Genomic DNA, 1,835 nt, shown 5'->3' on the forward strand with positions numbered 1-1,835 from the left:
TTGGGCATTGCCGACCTCTACAAGAGTCAGAAGGATGCCGTATGGATGCTCAAAACCAATGGCGGCGGTATCTGCGACCACGAGGTGGGAGCGGGCAAGACGCTTATCATGTGTACGGCAGCCTATGAGATGAAGCGGTTAGGACTTGCTAACAAGCCGATGATTATCGGACTGAAGGCAAATGTATTCGATATTGCCGATACCTTCCGCAAGGCTTATCCCAATGCGAGGATTCTCTATCCGGGCAAGAATGATTTCAGCAAGCAGAACAGGCAACGCATTTTCAACGACATCAAGAACAACGACTGGGATTGTATCATCCTCACGCACGAGCAGTTCGGCATGATACCGCAAGCCTTGGAAGTACAAGAGGCTATCCTGCAGAAGGAGAAGGACTCTGTGGAGGAAAACCTTGAAGTCCTGCGTATGCAAGGAACGGAGATTTCCCGTGGTATGCTCAAAGGCTTGGAAAAGCGCAAGCAGACACTTGAAGCCAAGTTACAGAACATTCAGGACAGCATCACCGAAAGAAAAGACGATGCCGTGGACTTCAAGATGATGGGTATCGACCACCTCTTTGTAGATGAATCGCACCAATTCAAGAACCTGATGTTCAACACCCGCCACGACAGGGTGTCGGGCTTGGGCAATCCTGATGGTTCACAGCGTGCCTTAAACATGCTCTTTGCTATTCGTACCATACAGGAGCGTTCCGGCAAGGACTTGGGGGCAACGTTTCTTTCGGGAACGACCATTTCCAATAGCCTAACGGAGTTGTATCTTCTGTTCAAATACTTGCGTCCGCAGGCTTTGGAGAAGCAAGGTATCAACAGTTTTGATGCATGGGCAGCCGTCTTTGCCAAGAAATCGACTGACTACGAGTTCTCCATTACCAATGAAATAATCCAGAAAGAGCGGTTCAGGACATTCATTAAGGTGCCTGAGCTGGCTGCATTCTATGCGGAAGTATGGGAGTAGAAAGCAGAATATGGCATAAAAATCATATCTGACTGAAATACAGCGGATATTGCTTGTTTCTTCTTAGGGTTGCATCATGGGAAACAGGCAGAAAAGGGAGCGAAAAGGAGGGAGTTCAGTTACCAAATCGTTCGAAAAACGACGAAAGGAAAAGGACGGCTGAAAGTGGTAACTAAAACGGAGTTTTCTCTTTCATTATCAATGTTTTGCATCGTTCAAAGTTCCTCAAAGAAGTGTAATTTTGCAAGTAAAAAACAATGGAAAAAGAAAAATTCAAGCTGCTTTTCTACCTCAAGAGAGGTACGCAGGACAAAAACGGAAAAAGTCCCATCATGGGACGCATCAGTGCAGGACGCTCTATGGTACAGTTCAGTTGCAAATGCTCGTGTACTCCTCGTTTGTGGGACAGTCGCAAGAACCGACTGCTGGGCAAGAGTGCCGAAGCCGTATCGGTAAACAAGGAACTTGACCGCCTTCAGGTGAGCATATACAAGGTTTATGAGTCTCTTTCGGGTAGCTCCGATGCCCCCATTACGGCAGAGAGAGTACAGGAACTTGTATTCGGACTAAATAGCGAATCTCAAGAACTGCTGCATCATACAGACGAGTATATCGACCGCTTCCGTGAGCGCGTGGGCATAGACCGCAGCGAGCGGAGGCTGAAATGTCTGCTGCTCTTCCGCAAGCATCTGGCAAACTTCGTCAGGTATCGCTACCGTGTGGAGGATATTCCCGTACAGAAAGTGGACACAGTCCTCATCAAAGACTTGGAGGACTACTTCGCCAAAGAAAAGGGATTCAAGCTCAACACTTCGGCTGGTTATCTCTCCATGCTGGCTTCCTTGCTCAAAGACCTG

General features: G+C 47.9%; 1 protein-coding gene and 1 pseudogene. Both read left to right on the forward strand.

Annotation, left to right across the window (positions count from 1 at the left end):
• Window positions 1-978: pseudogene (locus tag H515_RS13440) on the forward strand (hypothetical protein); the annotation flags it as partial.
• A gap of 257 nt (window positions 979-1,235) precedes the next feature.
• Window positions 1,236-1,835 (forward strand): phage integrase SAM-like domain-containing protein (locus H515_RS0110360; protein ID WP_028901921.1); only part of this gene is annotated, 600 nt, incomplete at its 3' end.

This window comes from Prevotella corporis DSM 18810 = JCM 8529, from assembly GCF_000430525.1.
GTDB classification, from domain to species: Bacteria; Bacteroidota; Bacteroidia; order Bacteroidales; family Bacteroidaceae; genus Prevotella; species Prevotella corporis.